Genomic DNA, 22,983 nt, shown 5'->3' with positions numbered 1-22,983 from the left:
CATCCGCGAACGGAAACCGTGACGGCGAGCGCGCACCAGTCGGGACGGTTGGAAAGTCCGCTTCACGTGAATAGCTCCGGGGTCGAAAACGAGCGGCGGTGCTTAAGGGCCAAAGGCAGGCCTGTCAACCACTTTGGACCGCCGCGACGTCCCGCCCTAGCCCTCCCAGCGCTTGAAAAGCACGCTGGCGTTGACGCCGCCGAAGCCGAAGCCGTTGGAGAGCACGTAGTCGAGGTCGGCCTTGCGGGCGGTGAGCGCCACCAGGTCCAGGCCCTCGGCGGCCTCGTCGGGGGTCTCGAGATTGAGGGTCGGCGGAATGACGCCGTCGCGCAGGGCGAGGATGGCGAACACCGCCTCCAGGCCGCCCGCCGCGCCCAGCAGGTGGCCGGTGGCCGACTTGGTGGAGCTGATGGCGGGGCCTTTGCCGGTCCCGAACACCGCCTTGACCGCGGCGAGCTCGCCCTTGTCGCCCACCGGGGTGGAGGTGGCGTGGGCGTTCAGGTGGTCGACGACGGAGGGCTCGACGCCGGCCTGGGCCAAGGCGATGCGCATGGCGCGGGCCGCGCCGTCGCCGTCCTCGGGGCCGGCGGTCAGGTGGAAGGCGTCGGCGCTGGTGCCGTAGCCGACCAGCTCGACGATGGGCTTGGCGCCGCGGGCCAGGGCGTGGTCCAGGGCCTCGATCACCAGGATCCCGGCGCCCTCGCCCATGATAAAGCCGTCGCGGGCCTGGTCGAAGGGGCGGGAGGCCTTTTCCGGCGTGTCGTTGAAGGCCGAGCCGAGCGCCCGGGCGGCGGCGAAGGCGCCCAGGCTCACCCGGTCGATGGTGGCCTCGGCGCCGCCGCAGACCGCGATGTCGGCCTCGCCGGCGCGGATCATCCGCGCGGCGTCTCCGATGGCCTGGACCCCGGCGGCGCAGGCGGTGACCGGGGCGCCCATGGGGCCCTTGAAGCCGTAGCGGATCGACACCCAGCCCGCGGCCAGGTTGGCCAGGAACGAGGGCACGGTGAAGGGCGACAGGCGCCGCACCCCTCGGTCGTCGGTGATCCGCACGGCCTCGGCGATAGCCGGGAAGCCGCCGATGCCGGTGGCGATGACCGTGGCGGTCCGCTCCTTTTGCGCGTCGGTCTCCGGCGTCCAGCCGGCCTGGGCGACGGCCTCGTCGGAGGCGGCCAGGGCGAACTGGATGAACCGGTCCATCTTCTTCTGGTCCTTCCCCGGGACCGCGGCGTCCAGGTCGAAGCCGCCCTCCGGGTCCTGGGCCTTGTCCAGCACTCGTCCGGCCACCTGGGCCGGGACGTCGGGGGCCAGGCCCTCGGGCAGGCGCGACAGGCCCGAGGCGCCGGCGATGAGGCGGCTCCAGGCGATCTCGGCCCCGGTTCCCAGGGGCGAGACGACGCCCAGTCCAGTCACGACAACTCTACGCATCACTCTACCTTTCGAGTCTGGCCAGCGTCTGGGCGGCCTGTTCCAGGTCGGCCAGGGCGGCATGGGTCTGGGCGACGCTTCCGTTGAGCGCGCGCGCGAGGTCGGCCTGGGCGTCGACCCAGATGGGCACTCCCAGGGTGATCAGGTCGAGACCCGATTGCGTGATCGCAAACCGCCGGCCGCGACGTCCACGCCCGCCCTCGCTCACGATCAGGCCGCGCTGTTCCAGCAGGCGCAGGTTGCGCAACAGGGCCGAGGACTCCACGTCCACATCGTCGGCTATGGCGGCGATCGATTGGTCCTCGCCGCGTGCGATGACGCCCAGCAGAATGAACTGGGTGATCTGCAGGTTCAGCGGACGCAGGCGCAGATTGAAGGCCCGCGTCACCGCGCGCGCGGCGCGGCGGCTGCGATGGCCGAAGCAGAGCCGGCCCATATCGGTGACGGACAGCATCATCCTGTAGATACAGGTATTCGCAACCTGTATCTACAGGATAAACGCCTCAGCCGGCGCGGAGTCGGGCCAAGGCCTCGGGAAACCGGCGCGACAGCGGCGCCTCGACCGGGCCTAGGGCCACGCAGTAGTCGCCTGACTTTTCCGGCCGCAGCTCGGTGACGCGGGCGACATTGACCAACCAGGAGCGGTGGGTGCGCACGAAGCCCCGGGGGCCGAGCTCGGCCTCGACGGCGGCGAGGGACGATCGCATCAGCGGCTTGCGGCCGTCGGTCAGGGCGAACTCCACATAGTTGCCCGCCGAGGAGACCGCGAGGATGTCGCCGACGGCGACGCGGGTGACCCTGGCCCCGTCGCGGATGTCGAAGGTGGCCTCGCCGCCGGCCGCCCGGGCCTCGGCGCGGCGAAGGCGCAGCATCATCCAGAAGATGAAGGTCCCCGTCAGGTAGCCGATGGCGTCCTTGCGCAGCTCATAGGGGTAGCGCCCGATGAGGTCGTAGTCATAGTCGTGGCCCAGCAGGCCGAACGCGGCCTGCCGGATCAGGTAGAACCCCAGGACGTGGAGCGCCGAGAACACCGCCAGGGCCAGGCCGTGCGTCGCCAGCATCCGCCACACGGGACGCGAGTCGGGCGGGGCCATGCGGAAGGCGAGCCAGGCGATCCAGACGACCGCCATGGCGGCCAGGAAGCTCGAGCCCTCGGTGACCACGGGATAGATCCAGGGCAGGTCGGGCTCGTCCTGGAGTATGGTCAGGACATTAACGGTGTTCAGGATGGCGACGAACCCGACGATGATCGCGAAGCCGCGCCAGAAGAGCGCCCCGTCCATCCCGGATTGGTCGCCGTTCGTCACCGGACGCCCCCGTTCGTCACCCGGTCGGCGCCGGGCGGCCCGAGGCGCTTTTCACCGTCGGAACGTCCCGCCAATGGTCGAGCATCGTTCTTCCACATAGGGTGACGCCGTGACCTCCGCCGTATCTTCCGACCGCCGCCCAGACCTCGACTGGATCCGTGTCGGCGCATTCTTCCTGCTGATTCTCTACCACGTGGGCATGTTCTACGTGCCCTGGGGCTTCCACGTGAAGTCGCCGCATCCGGTGGAGTGGCTTCAGCCCTTCATGCTGCTGACCAATCCGTGGCGGCTGACCCTGCTGTTCCTGGTCTCGGGCGCGGCGACCCGGTTCATGGCCGACAAGCTGAGCGCCGGCGGCCTGGCCAAGGCGCGAACCGCACGGTTGCTACCGCCGATCCTGCTGGCCGTGTTCGTGATCGTGCCGCCGCAGAGCTATTACGAGATCGTCGAGAAGCTCAACTACGCCGGCTCGTTCGCCGAGTTCTACGGCAAGTACGTGACGATGAGCGGCCACTGGCGCCCCGACGGCGAGCCGCTGATCACGCCGACCTACAACCACATGTGGTTCGTGGTTTACCTGTTCTTCTACAGCCTGATCCTCGCGGCGGCCTTCAAGTGGGGCCGTGGTCTCGTCGCGCCCTTGCAGCGCGGTGTCGAGCGGACGCTGGACGGCTGGGGCCTGATCGTCTGGCCGGTCGTCGCCTTCATCCTGCTGCGCGCCACCCTCTTTCCGCTGTTCGAGATCACCCACGCCCTGGTGGACGACTGGTACAACCACGCCATCTCCTTCGGGACATTCCTGCTGGGCTTCCTGATCGCCAAGTCCGAGCCGCTCAAGGCCCGGTTCATCGCCCTGCGCTGGCCGGCCCTGGGGCTCGCCGCGGTGAGCTACGGCGTCTATGCGAGCCTGAGCTTCATCCTGCCCGACACCGACGAGGTGACCGCGGGCGAGATCGTCCGCCAGACCGCCTTCGCCGTCGACCAGTGGTGCGCGATCGCCGCGGTGATGGGCTTCGGGGCCAAGCACCTGACGCGGGGCGGCCCGGTGCTGACCTATCTGACCCTCGGCGTGTTCCCGTTCTACATCGTCCACCAGACCTTCATCGTGGTGGCCGGCCACTACTTGGCCAAGCTCGGGATGAACCAGGCGCTGGAGGCGGCCATCCTGATCGCCGGCACCTTCGCCACATGCTTCGCGACCTACGAGATCGTCCACCGGGTGAACCTGCTTCGGCCGTTGTTCGGACTGAAGCCGCTAGTGACGGCGAAAAACGTGGATCGCGCCGACGCCGCCGAGGTCAATCGGGGGACGGTCTAGGACCAGGCCGGCGGCCAGGGCGTAGGGGTCCGGATCGGCGGCGTAGTAGGTGATCCGCTCCCGCGCGCGGCGCTCCTCGCCCTTCGGCCCCACCACCACGTGATCGACCACCTGGTCGAAGCGCCCGACCCCCGGCTTGGCGGTCCGCTGGTGGATGAAGATCGAGAGCTGCCGGCCGCTGGCGTCCAGCGGCGCCTGGAAGACCGGGCGGTCGGGCGCGGCGGCCGGCGTCTGGGCCATACGCTCGGCGGACGGCAGGTGGAAGGCGCAGAGCCCGCCGGGTTTCAGCCGCCTGGCGACGCCGGCGAAGACATTGCGCCAGGCCGCGCCCGCCGGCAGGTGGGCCAGGCCGAAATAGGGGCAGATCACGGCGTCGAAGGTTCCGGCCAGGCTGAGCGCGGCCATGTCGCCCTGCAGCAGGATCAGGCGCGCGGCCACCCGCGGTTCAGCGGCGGCGAGCTTGGCGCGGGCCTGGACCAGCATGGTGGGGGCCAGGTCGATCCCGGTGACGGTGAGCCCGCCTTCCGCCAGGGCCAAGGCCACCCGGCCGGTGCCCACGCCCAGCTCCAGCACCGATCCGCCGAGCGGCGCCAGAGCGCGGTAGATCTCGATATCGCCGGCCAAGCTGGGGTCCATGGCGGTGGTCAGGTCGTAGAAGGTCGCCGTCAGGCCCTTCTCGGAATAGTAGGGTCGGATCTCGGCCATTCGCCCCCCGGCGCCAGCATGACGAGACCTTAACCTGCGGGACATTGCGCGGGAACGCCGCCGGGGCCAATTATCGTCGCGCCAGGACGCACCTGGCTGACGTCTCTTGGGGAGCTCCATCCTTGTCGAAACTCAGCAACCGCTTCGCGCGCCTGGCGCTCCTGGTGCTGGCGCCCGTCCTGATCGCCGGTTGCGGGATCAACACCATCCCCACCAAGGACGAACGCGCCAAGGCCCAGTGGGCCGAGGTCCAGAACCAGTACCAGCGCCGCAGCGACTTGATCCCCAACCTGGTGGAGACGGTGAAGGGCTACGCGGCCCAGGAGAAGTCGGTCCTGGTCGAGGTCACGCAAGCCCGCGCCTCCGCCACCCAGGTCAAGGTCGACGCCTCGACCATCACCGATCCGGCGGCCTTCCAGGCCTATGCCGAGGCCCAGGACAGGCTGTCGGGCGTGCTGGGCCGGCTGATGATGATCCAGGAGGCCTATCCGGACCTGAAGTCGAACCAGAACTTCATGGCCCTGCAATCCCAGCTCGAGGGCACCGAGAACCGCATCACCATCGCGCGGCGCGACTACAACGAGGCGGTCCGCGACTATAACACCGAGATCCGCACCTTCCCCGGCGCCCTGTGGGCCGGAACCGTGCACCGCTGGGCCAAGCCGATGGAGACCTTCAAGGCCAGCGCCGCGGCGCAGAGCGCGCCCAATGTCAGCTTCGCCCCGGTCGCGCCGGCGGCGGCGCCCGCTCCGGCCCAATGACGCCCGTGGAGGGATCGCGAGCGCGCCTCGCGGTCCTGGGGGCGCTGGTGGCGCTCTTGGCCGTCTGCGCGGGGCCCGTCTCGGCGGCTCCGAAGTTTCCGCCGCTCACTGGCCGGGTGGTCGACGAGGCGAACCTGCTGTCGAGCGACGCCGAGCGCGACCTCACCTCCGAGTTGGCCGATCTCGAGGCCAAGACCGGCCGCCAGCTCGTGGTGGCGACGGTCCCGGATCTGCAGGGCTATGAGATCGAGGACTACGGCTACCAGCTCCTGCGGACCTGGGCGATCGGCGACGAGAAGCGTGACGACGGGGCGATCCTCATCGTCGCGCCGTCGGCCCGCAAGGTGCGCATCGAGGTCGGCTACGGCGTGGAGCCGGTGCTGACCGACGCCCTCTCAAGCCTGATCATCCAGCAGCGCATCCTGCCGGCCTTCAAGAGCGGCAAGATGGAGGAGGGCGTGGTCGACGGGACCCGCGCCATCGTCCAGCAACTCTCCCTGCCCGACGACGAGGCGCGCGCGGCCGCCGCCGCGCCGGTCAAGCCGCAGGGCGAGGGCGGTTCCGCCGGTCCGCCGCTGATCTTTATCCTTTTCGTCCTGTTCTGGGTGCTGAGCGGCATCTTCGGCCTGTTCGGCCGTCGGCGGCGGCGGGGCGGGCTCTGGTGGCTGCTGCCGCTGATTCTCTCCAGCAGCAGCCGTGGCGGCGGCGGTGGTTGGAGCGGCGGATCGAGCGGCGGCTTCGGAGGCAGCGGCTTCAGCGGCGGCGGTGGGTCGGGCGGCGGCGGCGGCGCGTCGGGGAGCTGGTGAGATGCTGAACGAAACCGACCGCGCCCGCATCGAGGCGGCTATCCACCAGGCCGAGGCCCGAACCTCGGGCGAGATCTATTGCGTCGTGGCCCAGGAGAGCTCCGACTATCTGGAGGTTCCCCTGGCCTGGGCGGCGATGGCTGCGCTCGTCGCGCCGGCGGTGCTGCTGACGGCCGGGATCCACGTCACCGTGCCGGAACTGGGCCAGGGCTGGACGGCGGCGCAGATGTCCGAGGCCGCCGAAACCGCCGCGCGCGCGGCCCTGAGCGGCGCCATCCTGCTGCAAGGGGCGCTGTTCGTCGCCGTGGCGATCATCGCCGCCCTGCCGCCGGTGCGCCGGCTGCTGACGCCCCGCGCGCTGAAACGCCACCGGGTCCGGCGGCGCGCCCACGAGCAGTTCCTGGCCAAGAGCCTGCAGGCCACGCGCGAGCGCACCGGCGTGCTGATCTATGTCTCCATCGACGAGCACATGGCCGAGCTGATCGCCGACGAGGGCATCGCCGCCAAGGTGGACGGCCAGGTGTGGCAGGCCGCGATGAGCCGGCTGATCGAGGGCTTCAAGACGGGACGCCCGGCCGAGGGGTTCGAGGCCGCCATCGGCCTCTGCGTCGACATCCTGGCCGAGCACTTTCCGGCCCGCGCGGGCGACAATCCCAACGAGCTGCCCGACAAGGTGGTGCTGCTGCCCTAAGCGCCCTCGCGCCGCAGTTCGGCCCGCAGCATCCGCTCGCGCAGCGACCCGAACGGGATGTAGGCCGCCAGGCCGTGGATCAGCACCCCTGTCCCCCAGCCCATCACGGTCCATTGGATTGAGGTGTGGCCCGGCCAGAGCAGCAGCTCCAGCGCGGCCTGGCCCGCGATGAAGACCACGAAACAGGCCAGGTGGATCAGGAAGCTCAGCTTGGCGTCGGCCCGGCGCGTGGCGCGTTGGCGGCGGCTGTCGATATCGGACATGGGCGTCTCCTTTGACGGGAAGACTAGTCGCGGCGTGATATCCGAAATACTGAATTTGCTGCATAACTGAATTCAGAAATTCCGAATTCATTCTGACGCCCGATCGTCTTCACAAAAGACGTGTTCCGTGAAACCCCCGGACGAATTCAGCGCTCATTAAGGGTGGAAGTAATCCGGAGATGTCACGGCGAGAGCCAAGACCTCAGACCCGATGCTGGATCAATCGACGTTCAGGAGAGACCTCAACCGCCGGCGGCTCCATGCCGTGAACCGCTGGCTCGCCGGCGCCGGAGCGGCCCTGTTGGCTGCGACCGCGGCCCAGGCCCAGACACCCCAGCTGCGGACGTCCGACGAGGCCGGCCAAGCCACTCTGCGAGGCGCGCTGATGGCGCCCCTGCGTGACGTGAACATCGTGAGGGACGATGTGCCCCAGGTCCTGACCGGCGCTCAGGAAGCTCCTTACCTCAATCCGCAGAACGCGAGCTGCGCCGACCTGGCGGCGATGATCACGCCGCTGGAGGCCGCGCTCGGCCCCGACCGCGGCGACGGCGCCGTGCGTGCGCCGTCCGGCGGGCGCTCGTTCGTGCTCGGCGCCCTGGCGGACGCCACCCGTGACGTCATTCCGTTCCGCGGCGTCGTACGCCGGCTGACGGGCGCGTCGCGTCATGACCAAAAGGTACGTGAGGCCCGCGAGGCGGGCCAACTTCGCCGGGCCTATCTGAAGGGCTTCGCCTCCGCCAGCGGTTGCTACGGCCCGCCCCAGCAGGTCGCGGTCAGTCCGCCAGCAGCGCCGCCGCTGCAACTGGCCCAGGTCCCGCCGAGCGCCACGCCGATCGCCGCCGTGGCCCTTGTTCCGCCTGCGCTGGCGGCGAGCGCCGCCGCACCCTCGGAGCCGCCTGGGCCCGTCGTGCAGCTAAACCTGCCCGAGGCCTGGCGGGTCCAGGTGAAGGACGGCGGCGGCGGCTATTGACCGGGTCGTTCCGCGCTCAGACCATCCGGCGCACGCGCTCACGGAAACGCGCGGGAGAATCGACGTCGCCCCAGTCGGCGATCTGACCCTCCAGGCTCTCATTGGCCGCGACCTGATACTTCACCACCTCGCGCCACTCTGGCGGGCGGCCGCGGACCGCCGCCTCGACGATGGCGCGCCGGACGAGAGTGGCGGCCAGGGGATGGCGGGCCTCTAGCGCCTGGGCGGCGCGCTCCAGGGCCTCGATCCGACCGCCGTCCAGTTGCGCCCCGCGCGCCAGCACGAGCTGCGCGGCCAGGTTCACGGCCGGCCAGGACGCCAGGAAGTCCAGGGCCTGGGTGGCGTCGGGAAAATCGAACGCCAGGGCCAGCGCCCGGTCCTCGGCGACCACGTCGTCGAAGTCCGACAGGCGCTTCAGAAAGGCCCGCAGGTGAGGCGCGGAGAGCGCGGTCTCAAAGGCGGCCCAGCGCAGCGCCTGGGCGTCGTCCTTGCGGCCCGCCGCCTCCAGGCCCGCCTCGAAGGCCGAGATCCATTCGGGACCCCCGGGCTGGCGGAGCAGGGGCGGGAGGCCTTTGCCGAAGGGCGGCTCAAGCCGCAGGCTGGGCGGGGCGCCGGCCTGGAGGACCCGCATGGCCTCCTCCGGACGGCCGGCGGCGAGCAGCCGGCTCGCGACCTGGGCCGAGCCCCAAGGGGTGGCGGTCTCGCGCGGCGATAGGGTCGCCGCATAGCTGGCGACATCGCCCGCCGCGTCGGCGAGCATCTGGCTGGCCAGGCGCAGGTGGGTGCGCGCGTTCGGTCCGCGGGGATCCAGAGCCGCCACCGCCTGACGCAGGCCTGAGACCGCGGGAGGATCGAGCCCCTGGATCACACCGGCGAGCACGGCCACGGCCAGGCGGGGCTCCAGATCGCGCAGGGCCTTCAGCGCGAACTGCGCCAGGGCGGGCGGCGGGATGTCGGCGCTGGGCGTCAGGTCGCCCACGTCCTGGGCGGCGGCGGCGAACACCGCCTCGACCTCGCCGCGGGCGTCGTTGACCCGGTCCAGCACGTCCTCGGCGATCCCGAGGAAGCGGCCCAGCAGGTCGAAGGCCAGGGCCGGCGCCGCCTTGGCCAGTTGCCCGGCGATCAGGCGGCGCTGGAGATCGAGGTCGAGGACCAGGGCCTTGTACTTGCGCCAGGGGACGCGGCCGCGACGGCTGGCCATGGTCGCCAGGGCCTTGTCGATCTCGCCGGCCAGGACGTCGGGGCCGGCTGCGGCGGCCAGTTCCAGGCGCAGGCGGCGCTTCACCACCGGTTGTTCGTCGGCCAGTTCGAGGGCGAGATCGGCCAGCCGCTCGGCGCCCAGGGCGACCAGATTGGCGTGGGTCAGGGTCCGGCGCGAGCCCCGCGGCTTGGCGACGGTCACCCCTTGAAACTGTCCTTGGCCGCGCGGACGGCGGCGAAGGCCTCGTGCTCGGGCACGCCCGGTCGCAGGAGCGGCGCGCGCAGGAAGGGGTTGGTGGCCTTTTCCAGCCCGATGGTGGTGGGCACGGTCCACTCGCCGCGTTCACGAGCGGCGAAGATCTCGGCCGCGCGGGCCTTCAGCGCCGGGTCGTCGTCCACCGACAGGGCGAAGCGAGCGTTCGAGGCGGTGTATTCGTGGGAGCAGTAGACCTTGGTGTCGTCGGGCAGGTTGGCCAGGCGCTGCAGGCTGGCCCACATCTGCTGGGGCGTGCCCTCGAACAGCCGCCCGCAGCCGAGTGCGAACAGGGTGTCGCCGACGAAGGCCACATGGTCGGCGGCATCGAAATAGGCGATGTGGCCCAGGGTGTGGCCGCCGGAATCCAGCACTTGGAATGTGGTCTCGCCCAGCTTGACCGTGTCGCCGTGCGACACCTCCCGGTCGGGCGCCTTGCCGATCCGCTCCACCTCCTTGGGGCCGACCACGGTCGCGCCGGTGGCGGCGACGACGTCGGCGTTGCCGCCGGCGTGGTCGGGGTGCCAGTGGGTGTTGAGGATCAAGTCCAGCTTCCATCCGACCTTTTCGAGCTCGCGCAGGATGGCGGTGGCGTCGGGCGTGTCGATGCAGGCGGCCAGGCCCGTGGCGTCGTCGCGGGCCAGGAAGCCGTAGTTGTCGGAGAGGCAGGGGAACTGGTGGACGGTGATCGTCATGGCGGCCTCTCGAAACGCTTCGTCTACGGGTCCCTGGCATTTAGGGTCGGGGTTCCCTGAAGTCGAGCATAGGCCCGATGCGCCGCGACGTCCTCGAACTGCGCGAATTCTACGCCACGCCGCTTGGCCGCGCGGCGCGCGAGATGGTGGGCCGCAAGGTGCTGGAGACCTGGGACGACGCCCAGGGCCTGGATGTGCTGGGTCTGGGCTACGCCATTCCCTTCCTGGGAGGGATCCGCGCCGCCGCGCGCCGGGTGGTGGCCGCCATGCCGGCCCAGCAGGGCGTCGAGATCTGGCCGGCCGACGGCGCCAACCTCGCCTGCCTGAGCGAGGAGAACGCCCTGCCGTTCCCCAACGCCTTCTTCGACCGCATCCTGGCGGTCCACGCCCTAGAGGAGAGCCCCGACCCCCTGGGCCTGATGCGCGAGGTCTGGCGTGTCCTGGCGCCGTCGGGCCGGGTGATCGTGGTCACCGCCGCCCGCAACGGCCTGTGGGCCAACGCCGAGAAGACCCCCTTCGGCCACGGCCGCCCCTATACTCGCGGCCAGCTCGCCGACCTCCTGCGCGAGGCCGAACTGGAGCCCACCGGCTGGACGCGGGCGCTCTATGTGCCGCCGGTCCCCTGGATGGCCGGCTGGGCCGAGGGCTTCGAGCAGGCCGGCTCGCGCCTGTGGCCGGGATTCGCGGGCCTGGTGCTCACCGAGGCGGTCAAGCAGACCTTCGCGGTCAAGGCCAAGACCGCCGGAGTCCGCGTTCGGGTCGCGCGGCCCGTCATGACGCCGCTTCCGGCCAATCGGGCGCCTGCTTCTCGGGCGCCTCGGTCCGACGCGTAGCTCAGGCCTTGGAGCCTGCCGCGCGGCGCCCTAGCTTCGAGGGACAGTCGCTACGCGGAGCAGCGCCATGAAAATGATCGTCGCGGTTATCAAGCCCAGCCGTCTGGATGCGGTCCTCGAGGCCGTCACGGAGGCTGGAGCCTCGGGATTGACCGTCACCGAGGTCCGCGGCTACGGGCGACAGCGCGGCAAGACCGAGGTCTATCGCGGCGCCGAGTACGAGGTGAAGCTGCTGCCCAAGGTGAAGCTGGAGATCGCTGTGCCCACCGACATCCTCGACACGGTGATGGAGGCGGTGGCCCGCACGGCCAACACCGGCAAGATCGGCGACGGCAAGATCTTCGTCCTCGACCTGGAACAGGCCCTGCGTATCCGCACCGGCGACCGCGACGCCGCCGCGATCGCGGGGTAGGGCGGGGCGAGGGGGCGTGTCGAATCCCGCTCTGCTCGGGAGGTTTGCCGGTAAGCGTCAGGGCGATTCGCGACCGAGAGCGTCGCCCCAGATCGCCATGTTGTAGGTGAAGTCTGCGGGATCAGAAGCCACGAGTTTGACGGCGATCGGGACCATGCTTCGCCCTGCGTGCTCGGGCTCGGCGCGGTAGCGCGTGACCTTACCTTCAATGGCCAGCGGAATGATGATGTTCTCGTCAACGCGTGTCTTCAAGTCCGCGGCGAAGGGCGGGACGAAGACGATATTCTCGGCCCGCCAATCGCCTCCAAATTGTTCAGGCAGCAGGAGAAGTGCAACGAGTTTGCCACGCTCCACTAAGCGCTCGGCCTTCTCGCGAGTATCCACATGCGAGTAGTCAGGGCCGGGTGGCTTGGCCTCCTTCTTCCGGAAGAAACCCATCCTTTGTCTCCGAGCATCAAGCGTTTCCACGCCTACACGCACCGTGCGCATTGCAACGCAACGTTGCCGTCCCGTCCACAGCGAAGCAAGTCCAGCCTCTCGCGAAAGCCCGGGCTACCTCACTAGGCCACCGAAGCGAGCCTCAGCCCGTGAAATCACCCGCGGGCGGCGGGGCGGCGTAGAGGCTGGAGGTCGAGAGTTCACCGATCCAGCCGCCCTCGGGGGGCTTGGTGTCTTGCGGCGGCGCCGATCCGGTTGGCCGGCCCAGCATCAGATAGCCGTCGGCCACGCCGTCGCCGTCCAGGTCCACGTCGACCCGCATGCCCGGCAGGACGGTCGCGCCGCCCGGCCCGGCGAAGCCGTTCAGGCCGCCCAGGACATTGGCCTCCTGGTGCTGGCCGGTCACCGTGAAGTTGCGGTTTCCGCCAAAGGCCAGCCGGTCGCCCTGAGCTTCGGAAAAGTCGAGCACCACGCCCAGCAGGCCGTCCGCGTTCGGGCGGCCCCAGAAGACGAAGGTGTCGGCGCCTGCGCCGCCGACCGCCACCGCGTCGGCCGCCAGGGTGATCTGGTCGTCGCCCGCGCCGCCGTCCAGCAGGTCGAGCTCGCCTGATCCCGCGCCGCCGCCGTCCAGGGTGTCGTTCCCGTCGCCGCCGTGCAGGGTGTCGCCGCCGCCGCCGCCGTTCAGGCTGTCGTCGCCGCCCTCGCCGAAGATCTCGTCGCGCCCGTCGCCGCCCTGCAGGGTGTCGGCGCCGCTGGTCCCGCGTAGGACCTGGACGTCGTCGGCCGGCGCGGGCGGGCCGTCGACCCGGCCGGCGTCTTGCAGGCTGGTGGCCAGGGTGACGGCCGCCGCCGGGGGCGTCGCCTCCTTCGGGGCCGGGGCGGCCGGCGCGAGATCGATCGGCGCGGGCGCGGCCGGGTCGGCCGTATCCTCGGCGCCGGGCGCGCCCAGCAGCTCGTTACGATGATCGTCCTGCGCCTGGACCGCCAGCGGCGCCAGGGCGGCCACGGCGCCCAGGGCTATCGGGACGCCGGGTTGGGCCGCCGGCGTGGCGGCCTCGGCGGTCTCGACATCGTGGATGAAGGTCGCGGCCGCGATGAGGGCGATGACGAACTGCGCCTGGCGCCCGCTCAGCGAGACAACGACGTCGCCGCGCTGTTCGCGCCAGTCGGGGCCCAGCAGACGATCGCAGGCGCTCCACAGGGTGTCGCCTTCCTTGATCGCGTCTGCGGCGGCGTCATGGATCACGAACTGGCCGTCGATCCGGGCGATATGGACCAGGACTTCTTCGTTCTCGTCCTTGATCACGCACCAGGGGTCGCCGTCGTCGCTGACGCCGTAGACAGCCTCGACCTTGCCGCCGCCCGCGCAGAGCCGTTCGGCCAGGTCCGCCAGCCGGTCGCGCTCGGTGGCGGTCCACCCGCCGCCGGCGCTGGCGCGCGGCGTGAACGGCACGACGTTGGTCATGACAAGCTCAGGTCCCTAGCCCCGGCCGGCCAGGCGCGCGCTGGGCGCATCCTGGGCGGCATCCCCGAACAACAGCCGGAAGAGCTCCGGCTCGTAATAGCGCAGCAAGGTACGGGCGAATTCGGCGGGATCGTGACCCACCGCCTGGGCCCAGGCGCCTTGGGTTTCGATCGGCACGCGGCCGAGCCCGCTCTCCACCTGGGAGACGAAGGTGTAGTACCGCAGCCCCACCTTGGCGGCGAGATCGGCCTGGGTGAGGCCGGCGGCCTCGCGACCGGCCTTCAGCCAACGGCCCGCCTCCTGGCGCAGACCCTTGGTCGCCGCGGCCCGCGCCGGATCGACCGCGCTTCTTGGCATCTGTCCCAACTCCATGACCGCGGGCGCGAACAGCCCGCACAGCCATCTTGCAACGTCCAGGCGGTGAATGTACAGTAATTACGAAACGTGTTTTTACGCCACGTATAACGCCTTGTCGCAGCCATAACATGGTTCCGAGGGCGCGCGCCACCGTCCTGGAGAGACCATGCCCCTTCGCCACGTCCTGCTCGCCGCCGCTTCGCCCCTCTGCCTGCTGGCGGGAGCGGCCCATGCCGAGACGGTGATCTCCGACGCCAGGACCACGGCCATCGCCACGGCCACCGCCGCCAGCGGCGCCCGCGACGACGTGAAGGTGGCGAGCGGCGGATCGGTGAAGCCGACCTCGGGCGCGGCGGTCACCCTGAACAGCAACAACAACGTCACCCACGAAGGCTCGATCGTCGTCCAGGACGCCGACGACGCGACGGGCGTCCTGGTGCTGGGTGGCACTACAGGCGAGCTGAAGATCTCCGGGACGATCCAGGTCGACGAGACCACCGAGATCAAGGACACCGACTCCGACGGCGACAACGACGGCCAGTTCGCCACCGGGAACCGGCGGTTCGGCGTGCGGGTGACGGGCCCCCAGCCCTTCCACGGCCAGATCACCATGACCGGCGGCTCGATCGCGGTGGAGGGCAATGATTCGGCGGGCATCTCGGTGGAGACCGCCATCGACGGCTCGGTGCGCACCGCCGGCGCCATCACCGTCTCCGGCGACCGGTCCTATGGCGTCCACACCGTCGGGACGGTGGGTGGCGACGTCGCCATCGTCTCGTCGGTGCTGGTCCAGGGCAAGGAGGCCGTGGGCGTGGCGGTCGACCAGGGGGTGGGCGGCAAGCTGATCCTGGGCAATACGATCACCGCCACGGGCTACCGCTACACCACCCGCCCGGCCGACGCGGCCCTGGCCAAGCTGGACGCCGACGACCTGCTGATCGGCGGGCCGGCGGTGCGGGTCAGCGGCGACGTGTTCGGCGGGATCCTGGTGGACGCGCCGCCGCCGAACCTGGACGCCAACGACACCGACGAGGACGACGACGGCATCGCCGACGCCTCGGAGTCCACCGGCGCGATCACCTCGTTCGGCACGGCGCCGGCGCTGCTGGTGGGCGACAGCGCCCGCGACATCCGCCTGGGGACCGGGACGGGCGCCTATGGCCTCGACATCAAGGGCGCTGTGCAGAGCGCCGGGGTCTACGACGCCGCGGCGGCCACCGGCGTGAAACTGGGCGGACTGGGCGGCAAGGTCGCCATCGACGGCGGGATCCGCGTCCTGGGCAGCGTCACGGCCGACGCGGTCAAGGCCAACGCGACCGCCCTGCGCCTGGGCGCCGGCGCCTCGACGCCGCTGATCCGCAACGAGGGCGGATCCATCAAGGCGGCGGCGACCTCGGCCGACGCGGTCGACGTCCGCGCCATCCAGATCGACGCCGGCGCCTCGGCGGCCTATCTGGCCAACTCAGGGGTGATCACCGCGGCGATCGCCGGGACCAAGGGTTCGGCGACCGCGGTCCTGGACTCCGCGGGCTCGCTTCGCCTGATCGAGAACATCCACACCATCGCCGCGACCATCACGCCCAGCGACACCGCCGCGGTGACGGGCAGCCGCGTCGCCCTCGACCTGCAGGCCAATACCGCCGGCGTCACCGTGCGCCAGGGGGCCAACGCCTCGACCTCCATCACGCCCACGATCACCGGCGACGTGCTGTTCGGTTCGGGCGCCGCGCGGCTGGAGCTGCTGGCCGGAGTGCTGAACGGCAAGGTGGCCTTCGGCTCGGGCGCCGACACCCTGGTGATCGACGGCGAGGCCAAGATGACCGGCGCCCTGACCGATGCGGGCGGCGGCCTGACCATCAGCGTCCTCAAGGGCCGGCTGACCGCCACCAGTACCGACACCCTCAACCTCACTAGCCTGACCCTGGGCGCCACCGGTGAACTGGTGCTGACCGCCGATCCGGCGGCGGGCAGGTCGACCCTGCTGAACGTGGCCGGCGCGGCCAACGTCGCCACCGGCGCCAAGGTCGGCCTGCGGTTCGCCACCAAGCTGACCGCGCCCACCAGCTTCACCTTGATCAAGGCCACGTCGCTCACCACCGGGACCCTGGACACCAGCCTGCTGGGCTCGACCCCCTGGCTCTACAAGGCCGACCTGCGGGTGGACGCCGCCCAGAACACCATCTTCGCCGACGTCCGCCGCCGCACCGCAGTCGAGGCCGGACTGAACACGGTGGAGGCCTCGGCCTACGAGGCGGTGTTCGCCAATTTCGACGGCGACACCGTGGTGCGCGACGCCCTGCTGGGCAAGACCGACGCGGGAACCTTCGCCGGTCTCTACGACCAGTTCCTGCCCGACCATTCCGGGGGCCTGTTCAACGTGCTGTCGGCGGCTTCCGACGCCACCAACCGCGCCATCGAGGAGGAACAGCCGCTGATGTCGCGCGAAGGCCTGCGCCTCTGGACCCAGGAGATCGTCCTGCTGGTCAAGCGCGACATCGACCGCACCTCCAGCTACGAGGCCGACGGCTTCGGCCTGGCCGGCGGCGTCGAGGCGCCCGACACCGACCTGGGCACGCTCGGCCTGACGACCAGCTTCGTGAACGTCGATGTGGAGGAGCAGGGCTCCAACACCGCCGAGACCCTGGGCGGCCAGATCTACGCCGCCGGGGTCTATTGGCGCGACACCGCGGGCGGGCTGACCGCCAATCTGGGCGCCACCGCCGGCTATGCGCGGCTGAAGAGCAAGCGGGTGCTGTCGGACGCGGCCACCAGCCTGTCGCGGTCCAACGAGGCCGACTGGACCGGCGCCACGGTCGCGGTCCACGCCAACGCCAGCTACTTGTTCGAGGCGGGCGCCTTCTTCGCCAAGCCGCAGGTCAGCGCGGACTACTTCCTGCTGAAGGAAGACGGCCGCACCGAGAGCGGCGGCGGCGCGTCCATGGACCTGACCATCGACGAACGTTCCAGTTCGCAGCTCGGCGCCTTCGCGGGCGTGACGTTCGGGGCCCGTCTTGGCGAGGAGAGCGCCTTCGTCTGGGTTCCGGAAGTCACGGCAGGCTGGCGTCAGGTCTCCGGCGACGGGGTGGATGTCACGACCGCCCGCTTCGTCGCCGGGGGCCCCACCTTCAGCATGGCGGCGCCGGAACTTTCCGGCGGCGGGCCGGTTCTGCGTCTGGCCCTGCGGGGTCAGGCCGAGTACTTCGACTTCGCCATCGAGGCTGGCGGCGAGATTCGAGACGACTACGAAGCCTATGACGGCCGGGTGGTCGCCAGATTTCTGTTTTAAAGTAAGGGCTTGTTAAATGACGCTCTTGGCCGGTGGGCTTTTGGCGGTGGCGGCGGTGCTGGTGAGCTTGGCCAGACGGACCGCCGGCCGACCCCCGCTCTGGCGCTCGAAGGTCGCCTTTTTCGGCGCCTGCGTCTGTGTGTCGCTGGGGACCCTGCTGGTGGTCCTCGATCCCAGCGCCCTGGTCGACACCCCGGTTCTGCTCGCCCTGGGCTTCTGCCTGTTCGAAGGAGCCCTCGCCCTGATCAGCCTACGCGCCGCGCGCGGCGGCCCGGCGCCAGCCTGGCTGCTTTAGCCGAACAGGTCCCCAGCCGGCTTTGATGCAGGCACGGCCTCCGGCTCGGCCCTGCGGCTCAGCAGGAACAGCGCCGTCTCCGCCCGCCAGTTCTCGATCGGCCGCGCTGCGTCGATGATCCGCGGCGGCTTGCCCGGCGCCAGGGACACGCAGGCGTCAATGCGCAGGTCGAGGTCCGCGCACAGCGAGGTGAAATCTCGCAGGGTGCAGAGGTGGATGTTGGGCGTCGACCACCAGGGCTCGGGCAGGGCCTTGGTCTCTGGCATACGCCCCGTGGTGATCAGGGCCATGCGCACCCGCCAATGGCCGAAATTCGGCACCGAGACCACCGCCCGCTCGGCGATCCGCAGCAGCTCGGAGAGCACGTGCTTGGGATCGCGCACCTGCTGCAGCGTCTTGGAGAGGATCGCGTAGTCGAAGGCCTTGGTGGGGAAATGGTCCAGGTCGCGGTCGGCGTCGCCCTGCACCACGGCCAGTCCGCGCGCCAGGCAGGCGCCGACCCCGTCGGACGACAACTCCAGCCCCTGGCCGTCGACGTTCTTCTCCCGGGTCAGCAGCTCCAGCAGTTCGCCCTCGCCGCAACCGACGTCCAGCACCCGGGCGTCGGGGCGCACCAGCCGCAGGATTTCGCGGAAGTCGTCGCGCAGGGGACCGCTCACGCCAGGCCCCGCTTCTCGGCGTTGGATTCGAGGAAGCCGCGCAGGGCCGAATCGAGCGCCGGTTCGTCGAGGAAGAAGGCGTCGTGGCCCTTGTCGGTCTCGATCTCGGCGAAGCTGGCCCTGCAGCCGGCGGCGTTGAGCGCGCGGACGATGTCGCGGCTCTCGGCGGTGGAATAGAGCCAGTCCGACGAGAACGACAGCACGCAGAACCGCACGGCCCGCGCCCGGCGGAACGCCTGGGCCAGCACGCCGCCATGGCTCCCGGCCAGGTCGAAATAGTCCAGCGCCCGGGTGATGTAGAGATAGGAGTTGGCGTCGAAGCGGTCGACGAAGCTCGCCCCCTGATGGCGCAGATAGCTCTCCACCTGGAAGTCCGCGTCGAAGCCCCAGGAGAGCCCGTCGCGCTGCAGTTCGCGGCCGAACTTCCGCTGCAGGGCGGTCTCCGAGAGATAGGTGATGTGCGCGGCCATGCGGGCCACGGCCAGGCCCTTCTCCGGACGCACGCCCTGTTCCTCATAGGCGCCGCCCCGCCAGTCGGGGTCGGCCATGATCGCCTGGCGGCCCACCTCGTGGAAGGCGATGTTCTGGGCCGAGTGGCGCGCCGCGGCGGCGATGCAGATGGCCGAGTAGAGCCTGTCGGGATAGTCGGCCGCCCACTGCAGGACCTGCATCCCGCCCATGGAGCCGCCGACCACGGCGAACAGGGCCTCGATGCCCAGAGCCTCGACCAGCATGGCCTGGGCGCGGACCATGTCGGCGATGGTGATCATCGGGAAGGACAAAGCGTAGGGCTTGCCGGTGGCCGGGTCGATCGAGCCCGGCCCGGTCGAGCCCATGCAGCCGCCCACCACATTGGTGCTGATGATGAAGTAGCGTCCGGGGTCCAGCGGCAGGCCAGGGCCGATCACCCGGTCCCACCAGCCGGGCTTGCCGGTTATCGGGTGGACGGAGGCCGCATGCTGGTCGCCGGTCAGGGCGTGGCAGACCAGGACGGCGTTGGACTTGTCGGCGTTTAGGGCGCCGTAAGTCTTGTAGCCGATCTCCAGCGGACTCAGCAGGGCCCCGCTATCCAGGCGCAGGGGCTTGTCGGCGGGAAAACGGTGCGTCCCGCCGCCGGTCTCGCCTGTCGGGATCGCCACTGCGTTCATGGGCGCCTTGAAGACCGTTTCGCTCAATCGCTGTCAACCGCTTCGCGTCGGACGAAGACGCCGCTATGAGACATTTGTCGGCGCGCGGGGGCGCCTGCGAGTGGGGGCGCGGCGGAGCGTTGATGGACCGGCTTATTCTCTTTCGGCACGGCAAGGCCGAGCGGGACTCCGACAGCGGCGACGACTTCGACCGCAGGCTCGCCGATCGGGGCGTGATCGAATCAGCGGCCATGGCCGAGCGGTTGGCCGATCTCGGCCTGATCCCCGACCTGGTGCTGGTCTCGCCCTCGAGCCGAACGCGCGAAACCTGGGCCGCGGCGGCGAGCGCCTTCCCGAAGGCGGCGTCCCGCGTCGAGCGCGCGCTCTATCACGCCGAGGAATCCACGGTCCGGGAGATGGCCGAGGCGGCGGGCGAGACCTCCAACACGGTGATGGTCGTCGGCCACAATCCAGGCCTGCAGGACCTGACCATCCGCCTGCTGGCTGAGGGGAACGCGCCCCAGACCCTGATCGCCCGCGCTCACGGCGCATTTCCGCCCTCCGCCGCCTCGGTCTTCCTGTTCGATGCGGCGGGTCGCCCGTCCTATGACGGCCTCTTCTTCCCAAAGGACTGAGCGGTGGGCCGAATCTATAAGATCCTGACGCGCGCGGAATGGTCGCGGGCCCGGGCCGCGGGCGTGTTCGAGGGCTCGGCGGTCGACCTGGCCGACGGCTTCATCCATTTCTCGACGGCCGCCCAGGCGGGCGAGACGGCGCGGCGCCATTTTCTCGGCCAATCCGACCTGGTGGTGCTTGAGGTCGAGGCGGGCGACCTGGGCCCGGTCCTAGACTGGGAGCCCTCGCGTGGCGGAGACCTCTTCCCGCACCTGTACGGTGCTCTGGAGGTCGGCCATGTCCGTGCGGTGACGGACGCACCGCTGGACGCCGAGGGTGTGCCGACATTGGGCGCCCTGGCATGACCCTTCATGACCTGGCCGCCCGCGCCATGCGCGCCCTCGATCCGGAAGACGCCCACGGCCTGACGATCCGCGCCCTGGAGGCAGGCCTGGGTCCTCGCGCCGGTGGTGACGATCCGATCCTGGCGACCAGGGTCGGTGGGCTCGACCTGCCCAACTGCGTGGGCCTGGCCCCTGGCTTCGACAAGAACGCCCAGGTGTTCGGCCCGATGTTGAGGGCCGGCTTCGGCTTCGTCGAGTGCGGCACCGTCACCCCGCTGCCCCAGGCCGGCAATTCGCGCCCGCGCCTGTTCCGGCTGACGGAGGACCGCGCGGTGATCAACCGGATGGGCTTCAACAACCAGGGGTTGGAGCTCTTCGCCGCCCGCCTGGCCCGGCGGGGTCCCGGCGTCGTCGGCGCCAATATCGGCGCGAACAAGGACGCCTCGGATCGCATCGGCGACTATGTGACCGCCCTGACGCGGCTCTGGGGCCTGGCCTCCTATGTCACGATCAACATCTCTTCGCCCAACACGCCGGGCCTGCGCGCCCTGCAGACCAAGGCCGCGCTCGAGGAGCTACTGGGCCGCCTGGCCGCCGCCCGCGACAGCCTGCCGGCCGAGGGGCGCGTCCCGATGTTCCTGAAGGTCGCCCCCGACCTGGACGACGGGGAGGTCGAGGCCATCGTCGAGACCGTCGCCGCCAACGGGCTGGCGGGCGTCATCGTCTCCAACACCACCATTACTCGGCCGGCCCTGGCCTCGCGCCACGCCGGCGAGGCCGGCGGCCTGTCGGGAGCGCCGCTTACGGACCTTTCGACGCAGATGCTGGCGCGGTTCGCCCAGGCCGCCCAGGGCCGCCTGGCGCTGATCGGGGCGGGCGGAATAGGCTCCGGCGCCCAGGCCTACGCCAGGATCCGGGCCGGGGCGGAAGCTGTGCAGCTCTATTCCGCCATGGTGTTCGAGGGCCCCGGCCTGGTGATCCGGATCAAGCGCGACCTGGCCGCGCGCCTGCGCGCCGACGGCTTCACATCGGTCGCCCAGGCGGTCGGCGCCGGTTAAGCTCCGCTCCCGTGCGGGGCGCGTTTCGTTGCCGAACCGTTCTCAGTGAAGTAACGGGGGAGTCGTCATGGCGGACGCCCCCTTTCCCCAGCCGCCCATCAGGTCGCCCGGGCGCCGCTTCTTCTGGCCGGGCGGACTTTCGGCGCGTCTGCTGATCCTCACCATCCTGTTCGTGGCGGGCGCCGGCGCCATGGCCGTGCCGCCGGCCCTGGCGGCCTTCGAGGAGCAGTGGCTGCTGGACCGCGTGCGGGCCGCCGAGCTCGCCTCCCTGGCCACCGACGTCGATCCCGACCAGGTCATGAGCGAGGCCTTGGCCTCCAAGCTCCGCGCGGGGGCCGGCGTGCAGACCGTCGCCATCCTCGACAATGACGGCAACCGGTTCCTGAAGGTGCCCGGCCCCAAACTGCGGCGGCTGCCCTACCTGGTCGACCTGCGCGACCGGGCGCTGGGCTCCTGGCTCTCGGCGCCGTTCCAGACTCTGTCCGGCGGCGGCGAGGGCCGCATGGTCCGGGTGATCGCCGAGCCGCGGTTCTACGACGCCCAGTTCATCGAGGTGGTGGCCCCCGACGCGGCCCTGAAGGCCGAGCTGAAGCGCTATCTGTGGCGGCTGCTGGCGGTCATGGCCTTCGTCTCGGCCTTCGCCGGCGGGCTGGTCTATCTGTCACTGAACTTCTTCCTGGTCCGGCCCATGCAGCGGATCACCCGCTCCATGGAGCGCTTCGCCGCCGATCCGGAGGACGCCGAGGCGCGGATCGAACCCTCCGGCCGCCGCGACGAGATCGGCCGCGCCGAGGTCGAGCTGGACCGCATGCAGGCCGAACTGCGCACCGCGCTCGCCTCCCGCGCCCGGCTGGCGGCCCTGGGCGAGGCGGTGGCCAAGATCAATCACGACCTGCGCAACATGCTGACCAGCGCCCAGATCGCGTCGGAGCGGCTGGCGGCGCTGAAGGACCCCAAGGTCACGCAGGCGCTTCCACGTCTGGAAAGGGCGTTGGACCGCGCCGTGACCCTGGCCACCGACGTCCTGACCTACGGCAAGACCCAGGAGGCCGCGCCCGAGGCCCGGCCCATGCTGCTGGCGCCGGCCCTGGAGATCGCCGCCGAGGAGGCCCGGCTGTCGAACGACCGGGTGCGCCTGGCCTCCGGCGTCGACCCGGCCGACCAGGTCTCCGCCGATCCTGATCAGCTCCACCGCATCCTGGTCAACCTGCTGCGCAACGCCCGCGAGGCCGTTGAACAGCAGGAAGGGCGCGAGGCTCCCGCCATCATCCAGGTCTCCCTGGCGCAGGAGGACGGGGTGAGCCTCATCCACATCGCCGACAACGGCCCCGGCGTCTCCGAGCGGGCGCGCGAGCGGCTGTTCCAGCCCTTCGCCGGCTCCACCCGACCGGGCGGGGCGGGCCTGGGACTGGCCATCGCCCGGGAGCTGGCCGTCGGCCACGGGGGCGACCTGTCCCTGGCCCAGACGGGACCGGAGGGATCGGTCTTCGAGCTGCGCCTTCCCGGCGCCCCGCCGCGGCGGAAGCCCGCGAAGAAGCGCCGCGCGGCGAGCCCCGAGGTCTAGAGCCTGACCGTTTCAGCTTGGAGCGTATCCTGAGTTGACGAGGTAGTTGGCGCATTCTGCTGGGCTGAATTGGCCGAGCAGATCGCCGATGCGCCGCCAGGTGGCCTCGACGGTGCGTTCGGCGGCTTTGCGCAGC

General features: G+C 70.6%; 26 protein-coding genes. 13 read left to right on the top strand and 13 right to left on the bottom strand.

All coding sequences use genetic code 11. The features are described from left to right. The 4 genes from rpmH to Q8Q77_RS20045 form a co-directional block, all read right to left on the bottom strand. Positions 1-66 (bottom strand): 50S ribosomal protein L34 (rpmH, locus tag Q8Q77_RS20060; RefSeq protein WP_305585793.1); only part of this gene is annotated, 66 nt, incomplete at its 3' end. A 90-nt stretch (positions 67-156) separates the two neighbouring features. Then, positions 157-1,425 carry a beta-ketoacyl-ACP synthase II gene (fabF, locus tag Q8Q77_RS20055; RefSeq protein WP_305585791.1) on the bottom strand — a complete coding sequence of 423 codons (1,269 nt, stop codon included), beginning with the start codon at positions 1,423-1,425 and terminating at the stop codon, positions 157-159. Positions 1,426-1,429: 4 nt separating this feature from the next. Next, entirely contained in the window at positions 1,430-1,882 is a 453-nt protein-coding gene (locus Q8Q77_RS20050; protein WP_305585789.1) for a winged helix DNA-binding protein, read from the bottom strand. 46 nt (positions 1,883-1,928) lie between these two features. After that, on the bottom strand, positions 1,929-2,732 hold the full coding sequence (locus Q8Q77_RS20045; protein WP_305585788.1) for a LytTR family DNA-binding domain-containing protein: 804 nt from the start codon (positions 2,730-2,732) through the stop codon (positions 1,929-1,931). Positions 2,733-2,841: 109 nt separating this feature from the next. Between Q8Q77_RS20045 and Q8Q77_RS20040 the strand changes: the two genes are divergently transcribed. Next, complete coding sequence (locus tag Q8Q77_RS20040) at positions 2,842-4,050, top strand: acyltransferase family protein (protein ID WP_305585787.1); 1,209 nt, start codon at positions 2,842-2,844, stop codon at positions 4,048-4,050. On the opposite strand, the gene Q8Q77_RS20035 is transcribed toward Q8Q77_RS20040, so the two are convergent. Beyond that, positions 3,988-4,755: a class I SAM-dependent methyltransferase gene (locus Q8Q77_RS20035; RefSeq protein ID WP_305585786.1), complete on the bottom strand. Its 768-nt coding sequence runs from the start codon at positions 4,753-4,755 to the stop codon at positions 3,988-3,990. The two genes, Q8Q77_RS20040 and Q8Q77_RS20035, sit on opposite strands and share 63 nt — an antisense overlap. Positions 4,756-4,877: 122 nt before the next feature. Between Q8Q77_RS20035 and Q8Q77_RS20030 the strand changes: the two genes are divergently transcribed. From Q8Q77_RS20030 to Q8Q77_RS20020, 3 genes are read left to right on the top strand one after another with little or no spacing between them, the layout of a single operon-like run. Then, the gene (locus Q8Q77_RS20030; RefSeq protein ID WP_305585785.1) at positions 4,878-5,516 is read left to right on the top strand and encodes a LemA family protein; all 639 of its coding nucleotides are present in this window, start codon (positions 4,878-4,880) and stop codon (positions 5,514-5,516) included. Continuing rightward, positions 5,513-6,322 carry a YgcG family protein gene (locus Q8Q77_RS20025; protein WP_371130488.1) on the top strand — a complete coding sequence of 270 codons (810 nt, stop codon included), beginning with the start codon at positions 5,513-5,515 and terminating at the stop codon, positions 6,320-6,322. Before Q8Q77_RS20030 ends, Q8Q77_RS20025 begins: the two co-directional genes overlap by 4 nt. A gap of 1 nt (position 6,323) precedes the next feature. Continuing rightward, complete coding sequence (locus Q8Q77_RS20020; protein WP_305585781.1) at positions 6,324-7,013, top strand: TPM domain-containing protein; 690 nt, start codon at positions 6,324-6,326, stop codon at positions 7,011-7,013. On the opposite strand, the gene Q8Q77_RS20015 is transcribed toward Q8Q77_RS20020, so the two are convergent. Next, positions 7,010-7,276: a 2TM domain-containing protein gene (locus tag Q8Q77_RS20015; protein ID WP_305585780.1), complete on the bottom strand. Its 267-nt coding sequence runs from the start codon at positions 7,274-7,276 to the stop codon at positions 7,010-7,012. The two genes, Q8Q77_RS20020 and Q8Q77_RS20015, sit on opposite strands and share 4 nt — an antisense overlap. Before the next feature lie 265 nt (positions 7,277-7,541). Here Q8Q77_RS20015 and Q8Q77_RS20010 point away from each other — a divergent pair, with 265 nt between their 5' ends. Continuing rightward, entirely contained in the window at positions 7,542-8,246 is a 705-nt protein-coding gene (locus Q8Q77_RS20010) for a hypothetical protein (RefSeq protein WP_305585779.1), read from the top strand. Between the two features lie 16 nt (positions 8,247-8,262). On the opposite strand, the gene Q8Q77_RS20005 is transcribed toward Q8Q77_RS20010, so the two are convergent. Both Q8Q77_RS20005 and gloB read right to left on the bottom strand, forming a co-directional pair. Further along, on the bottom strand, positions 8,263-9,648 hold the full coding sequence (locus Q8Q77_RS20005) for a DUF6880 family protein (protein WP_305585778.1): 1,386 nt from the start codon (positions 9,646-9,648) through the stop codon (positions 8,263-8,265). Then, positions 9,645-10,394, bottom strand: coding sequence for a hydroxyacylglutathione hydrolase (gene gloB / locus Q8Q77_RS20000; protein ID WP_305585777.1), 750 nt, complete (start codon positions 10,392-10,394; stop codon positions 9,645-9,647). Before gloB ends, Q8Q77_RS20005 begins: the two co-directional genes overlap by 4 nt. Positions 10,395-10,471: 77 nt before the next feature. Here gloB and Q8Q77_RS19995 point away from each other — a divergent pair, with 77 nt between their 5' ends. Continuing rightward, positions 10,472-11,227: a class I SAM-dependent methyltransferase gene (locus Q8Q77_RS19995; protein ID WP_305585776.1), complete on the top strand. Its 756-nt coding sequence runs from the start codon at positions 10,472-10,474 to the stop codon at positions 11,225-11,227. Positions 11,228-11,294: 67 nt separating this feature from the next. Next, on the top strand, positions 11,295-11,639 hold the full coding sequence (locus Q8Q77_RS19990) for a P-II family nitrogen regulator (protein WP_254834704.1): 345 nt from the start codon (positions 11,295-11,297) through the stop codon (positions 11,637-11,639). A gap of 57 nt (positions 11,640-11,696) precedes the next feature. Here the strand turns inward: Q8Q77_RS19990 and Q8Q77_RS19985 are convergent, their stop codons facing one another. From Q8Q77_RS19985 to Q8Q77_RS19975, 3 genes are all read right to left on the bottom strand, one after another. Next, on the bottom strand, positions 11,697-12,077 hold the full coding sequence (locus Q8Q77_RS19985; protein WP_305585775.1) for a hypothetical protein: 381 nt from the start codon (positions 12,075-12,077) through the stop codon (positions 11,697-11,699). 142 nt (positions 12,078-12,219) lie between these two features. Then, positions 12,220-13,542 carry a hypothetical protein gene (locus tag Q8Q77_RS19980; protein WP_305585773.1) on the bottom strand — a complete coding sequence of 441 codons (1,323 nt, stop codon included), beginning with the start codon at positions 13,540-13,542 and terminating at the stop codon, positions 12,220-12,222. A gap of 15 nt (positions 13,543-13,557) precedes the next feature. Continuing rightward, positions 13,558-13,899, bottom strand: coding sequence for a helix-turn-helix domain-containing protein (locus Q8Q77_RS19975; RefSeq protein WP_305585771.1), 342 nt, complete (start codon positions 13,897-13,899; stop codon positions 13,558-13,560). Positions 13,900-14,065: 166 nt separating this feature from the next. Here Q8Q77_RS19975 and Q8Q77_RS19970 point away from each other — a divergent pair, with 166 nt between their 5' ends. After that, a complete protein-coding gene (locus Q8Q77_RS19970; RefSeq protein WP_305585770.1) occupies positions 14,066-17,185 on the top strand; it encodes an autotransporter domain-containing protein in 3,120 nt (1,039 codons plus the stop codon). Between the two features lie 16 nt (positions 17,186-17,201). Continuing rightward, entirely contained in the window at positions 17,202-17,480 is a 279-nt protein-coding gene (locus Q8Q77_RS19965) for a hypothetical protein (protein ID WP_305585769.1), read from the top strand. Here Q8Q77_RS19965 and metW read toward each other — a convergent pair. Both metW and Q8Q77_RS19955 read right to left on the bottom strand, forming a co-directional pair. Then, positions 17,477-18,139 (bottom strand): methionine biosynthesis protein MetW, encoded by a 663-nt coding sequence (gene metW, locus Q8Q77_RS19960; protein ID WP_305585767.1) that lies wholly within the window; start codon positions 18,137-18,139, stop codon positions 17,477-17,479. The two genes, Q8Q77_RS19965 and metW, sit on opposite strands and share 4 nt — an antisense overlap. Continuing rightward, positions 18,136-19,287 carry a homoserine O-acetyltransferase gene (locus Q8Q77_RS19955; protein ID WP_305585766.1) on the bottom strand — a complete coding sequence of 384 codons (1,152 nt, stop codon included), beginning with the start codon at positions 19,285-19,287 and terminating at the stop codon, positions 18,136-18,138. The genes metW and Q8Q77_RS19955 overlap by 4 nt, the downstream gene beginning before the upstream one ends. A 122-nt stretch (positions 19,288-19,409) precedes the next feature. Here Q8Q77_RS19955 and Q8Q77_RS19950 point away from each other — a divergent pair, with 122 nt between their 5' ends. The 4 genes from Q8Q77_RS19950 (at position 19,410) to Q8Q77_RS19935 (ending at position 22,847) form a co-directional block, all read left to right on the top strand. Beyond that, a complete protein-coding gene (locus Q8Q77_RS19950) occupies positions 19,410-19,901 on the top strand; it encodes a histidine phosphatase family protein (protein WP_305585764.1) in 492 nt (163 codons plus the stop codon). Positions 19,902-19,904: 3 nt separating this feature from the next. Beyond that, the gene (locus tag Q8Q77_RS19945; RefSeq protein ID WP_305585763.1) at positions 19,905-20,246 is read left to right on the top strand and encodes a DUF952 domain-containing protein; all 342 of its coding nucleotides are present in this window, start codon (positions 19,905-19,907) and stop codon (positions 20,244-20,246) included. Further along, on the top strand, positions 20,243-21,283 hold the full coding sequence (locus Q8Q77_RS19940; RefSeq protein WP_305585762.1) for a quinone-dependent dihydroorotate dehydrogenase: 1,041 nt from the start codon (positions 20,243-20,245) through the stop codon (positions 21,281-21,283). The genes Q8Q77_RS19945 and Q8Q77_RS19940 overlap by 4 nt, the downstream gene beginning before the upstream one ends. A 67-nt stretch (positions 21,284-21,350) precedes the next feature. Then, positions 21,351-22,847: a HAMP domain-containing sensor histidine kinase gene (locus Q8Q77_RS19935; protein ID WP_305585760.1), complete on the top strand. Its 1,497-nt coding sequence runs from the start codon at positions 21,351-21,353 to the stop codon at positions 22,845-22,847. The last annotated feature ends 136 nt before the right edge of the window (positions 22,848-22,983 follow it).

Origin of the sequence: Phenylobacterium sp. (genome assembly GCF_030698145.1) — a bacterium.
Classification (GTDB): Bacteria; Pseudomonadota; Alphaproteobacteria; order Caulobacterales; family Caulobacteraceae; genus Phenylobacterium.
Note: the sequence above shows the minus strand (reverse complement) of the source record. Positions and strands in the feature narration are given on the sequence as shown.

Bases quoted from the DNA above. Each gene is read 5' to 3' on its own strand.
- Q8Q77_RS20015 (WP_305585780.1), bottom strand. From the start codon at position 7,276: ATGTCCGATATCGACAGCCGCCGCCAACGCGCCACGCGCCGGGCCGAC.
- Q8Q77_RS20025 (WP_371130488.1), top strand. From the start codon at position 5,513: ATGACGCCCGTGGAGGGATCGCGAGCGCGCCTCGCGGTCCTGGGGGCG.
- Q8Q77_RS19965 (WP_305585769.1), top strand. From the start codon at position 17,202: ATGACGCTCTTGGCCGGTGGGCTTTTGGCGGTGGCGGCGGTGCTGGTG.
- Q8Q77_RS19975 (WP_305585771.1), bottom strand. From the start codon at position 13,899: ATGCCAAGAAGCGCGGTCGATCCGGCGCGGGCCGCGGCGACCAAGGGT.
- Q8Q77_RS19940 (WP_305585762.1), top strand. From the start codon at position 20,243: ATGACCCTTCATGACCTGGCCGCCCGCGCCATGCGCGCCCTCGATCCG.
- fabF (WP_305585791.1), bottom strand. From the start codon at position 1,425: ATGCGTAGAGTTGTCGTGACTGGACTGGGCGTCGTCTCGCCCCTGGGA.
- Q8Q77_RS19970 (WP_305585770.1), top strand. From the start codon at position 14,066: ATGCCCCTTCGCCACGTCCTGCTCGCCGCCGCTTCGCCCCTCTGCCTG.
- Q8Q77_RS19995 (WP_305585776.1), top strand. From the start codon at position 10,472: ATGCGCCGCGACGTCCTCGAACTGCGCGAATTCTACGCCACGCCGCTT.
- Q8Q77_RS20020 (WP_305585781.1), top strand. From the start codon at position 6,324: ATGCTGAACGAAACCGACCGCGCCCGCATCGAGGCGGCTATCCACCAG.
- Q8Q77_RS19950 (WP_305585764.1), top strand. From the start codon at position 19,410: ATGGACCGGCTTATTCTCTTTCGGCACGGCAAGGCCGAGCGGGACTCC.
- Q8Q77_RS20035 (WP_305585786.1), bottom strand. From the start codon at position 4,755: ATGGCCGAGATCCGACCCTACTATTCCGAGAAGGGCCTGACGGCGACC.
- Q8Q77_RS19935 (WP_305585760.1), top strand. From the start codon at position 21,351: ATGGCGGACGCCCCCTTTCCCCAGCCGCCCATCAGGTCGCCCGGGCGC.
- Q8Q77_RS19985 (WP_305585775.1), bottom strand. From the start codon at position 12,077: ATGGGTTTCTTCCGGAAGAAGGAGGCCAAGCCACCCGGCCCTGACTAC.
- Q8Q77_RS19990 (WP_254834704.1), top strand. From the start codon at position 11,295: ATGAAAATGATCGTCGCGGTTATCAAGCCCAGCCGTCTGGATGCGGTC.
- Q8Q77_RS19980 (WP_305585773.1), bottom strand. From the start codon at position 13,542: ATGACCAACGTCGTGCCGTTCACGCCGCGCGCCAGCGCCGGCGGCGGG.
- Q8Q77_RS19955 (WP_305585766.1), bottom strand. From the start codon at position 19,287: ATGAACGCAGTGGCGATCCCGACAGGCGAGACCGGCGGCGGGACGCAC.
- gloB (WP_305585777.1), bottom strand. From the start codon at position 10,394: ATGACGATCACCGTCCACCAGTTCCCCTGCCTCTCCGACAACTACGGC.
- Q8Q77_RS20050 (WP_305585789.1), bottom strand. From the start codon at position 1,882: ATGATGCTGTCCGTCACCGATATGGGCCGGCTCTGCTTCGGCCATCGC.